This window comes from Dolichospermum sp. LEGE 00246 (genome assembly GCF_015207865.1).
GTDB classification, from domain to species: domain Bacteria; phylum Cyanobacteriota; class Cyanobacteriia; order Cyanobacteriales; family Nostocaceae; genus Dolichospermum; species Dolichospermum heterosporum.
In genome coordinates, this window is sequence record NZ_JADEWA010000601.1 from 1 (window position 1) to 2,663 (window position 2,663).

Annotated in this window: 1 protein-coding gene; it reads left to right on the top strand. The window is 39.8% G+C overall.

Annotated elements, in window-relative coordinates:
* Positions 1-382: 382 nt before the first annotated feature.
* Positions 383-2,617: a DMT family transporter gene (locus IQ228_RS24500; RefSeq protein WP_193964760.1), complete on the top strand. Its 2,235-nt coding sequence runs from the start codon at positions 383-385 to the stop codon at positions 2,615-2,617.
* Positions 2,618-2,663 lie beyond the last annotated feature (46 nt).

Consider the following 2,663-nt stretch of genomic DNA (forward strand, 5'->3'; position numbering starts at 1 on the left):
TGTATAAGAGACAGCCTCTCTTCTCCCCCTACTTGCCTTCACCCGTCATTTTCGAGTTGACAGACTACTAGATAGGTAGACATGAAAAAACAAAATATGTTATGTAACAAACAGTAGAATCTCCCAAAACCTATTCCCTGTCGCCTTCTATAAATTACAGCAGTTTGCGATCATGATGGCAACTATCAAGCAATAGGTATTCCGCACGGATTTGGTGCTTGTAGTTAGGTATTCATTTGTAAGGCTTTCATAAGTTAATTAAATTGATAAGTTCGGTGAAATTGTTCAGTTTCCTGCCTTTTCTCCAGGAAACTTAATACAGGTGTTGTTCGCGCAGAGTGCCGAGTAACTTAATCATCAAGGTGTTAGAGGCTAGAAACCGATGGGGCGATTTGAGAAGCGACCAGAAAACCCACGCATTAGAGGTGAGCTATCCAGAGCCGCAGAAAATGCTCTATGGGATGTAGTTGAAGATTTAGAAAATCTTCAACAAAATCTGCTGAGGTCGTTGCAGGAAGACGTAAAACGGCTAGAAACTGAAAAAAATCGCTTATCTGGCGATATTCAAAGGTTAATTGAGGAAAAAGAAAATCTACAACAATCGCGGCAAATCACTGAACAGCAAGTGTTAATCCGTCAATTAGCAGAAGTTCTAGCCAAACATATATCTTCCCAATTACAATCGTCACTGAAAACTTTAGCTACTCAATCCGTAGAGCATAACTCCTCGGATTCATCTGCGCTTGAAAATACTCAATTAAACAATAATGCTATTCATGAAATCGGACAGAATGTCACTAATATGCTAGACAGTCTGGATGGGACGGTAACTATTGCCTTTAATTCACTATTACAAGAACTCAAAAACTATCAAGGTGATCTTTCCCAGCAGTTGTCACGGATGTATAGCCAACAACAGCAAGGGGAAGCCATACTAGCGGAATTTGTCAATCGTCTGCGAAGTGAAGTAGAAAAAAATCGAGATGCTAACTCCGTCAAAACAACAACAGGAGGCGCACCTACAGTTTTACAACTAGCTGATAATCTGCGTGGTGAAGCCATAACTCATCAAAATGGTTCTTCGGAAAAATCCCCACAAAGAATCATGGTTGAACCAGTTGCTTTGATTCCTCATGAATCAGCACACAGTGATTCTACATCAGCAGCCAATGCGGTTATATTATCTTCACCAATAGATAACACTTCCAAACCCAGTTCTTTCGTAAATCCAGATTTACCAACAGTAATACCGGACAATAAAACCCCTGAACCCAGTTCTTTCGTAAATCCAGATACATCAGCAGCAGATAAAGCATCTGTACCTAGTTCTTTTGTAAGTCTAGATACACCATCGGAAGATCCAAATTCTGAACTTGGTGCTATTTTGACTTCTAAGGTATTAACAGCACCATCCCTGGGAGATACAAAACCTGAACCACTTTCTGTTTTAACTCCTAATTTACCCACAGGACGACCGCCAACACCAAAATTAAGACGGGAAACAACTCCTAGACAACCAACAACACCTGAACAACCAATTACACCTCAACAACAAATAACTCCCAGACAACAAAGATCCCGGACATCTCCTAATTGGTCACAGTTGCAGATAGGCTTCCTTTTTATTGCTTTGTCTACAGTGGTTTCGTCTCTTTACAACGTAGCAATTAAAGCGATTTTCTTTACAGCTTCTAACCCCTTGGGGGGATTGCCAACACAGCAGTTAATCTTTCCGACATTGGGGAATATTTTCTTGATTCTGATGCTGCGCTTATTAGTGGTTGTGCCATTAATGTTACTTTTATCACCTATATTACATCCTCCTATTTGGCAAGAATTAGAAAATTTATTTGCTTCATTGGGAGCAAATGCAACGCCTACTCAGAATAAAACTAAACAGGCTCTATTTTTGTCAGTAATTAGCGGTTGTTTATTATTTGTATCACAGGTATTTATTTACATTGCTATTGGTGAAGTAACAACAGGAATGGCGATCGCTCTCTTCTTTGTCTATCCAGTTATGAGCGTGTTTCTGTCCTGGTTTCTATTTCAGGAACGTCCTAATTCACTAGTTACTGGAGCAATGGCGGCAATTTTTTGCGGTGAATTATTAGTTTTAGGTAGTCAGTCTACAGGGGTGAATAACACCGCATTGGGAAGCACCACAGCTATTCTATCTGGAATCGCATTTGCAATTTACGTCATTCTCACCAGGATATGTGCTACTAAACTCAAGTTACATCCTGTATCTTTGACTTTAATTAACTTCACCACCATGTTGTTATTAAGTCTTATCTGCTTAATAATTCCATTACCCGGTAATTTAAGTGTAGCAATTAGTTCATCTAACATCCTTGAACTGGTATTAAGTGCATTTATATTAGGTGTTTTAACTTTGTGCGGTTACTTATTCAATAATTTTGGCATTCGTAAACTAGGCTCTCCGTTCTCCTCTTTAATTGGAGCTACAGTCCCGATTTTAACCGTAATTTTCGCCGGGATTATGCTGCAAGAATCCCTAAATATTGTCCAAGTTATAGGAGTTATCTTAGTGACCCTGGGTGCAGCAAGTATTAGCTGGAAAAAACCACCTAATCAGTTACAACCTACTAAATGAGTTGGGGGAGTGGAGGAGGTTGGGGGAGTTGGGGGAGTGGAGGAGG

Coding starts and splice junctions, on each gene's coding strand:
- IQ228_RS24500 (WP_193964760.1), top strand. CDS start 383: ATGGGGCGATTTGAGAAGCGACCAGAAAACCCACGCATTAGAGGTGAG.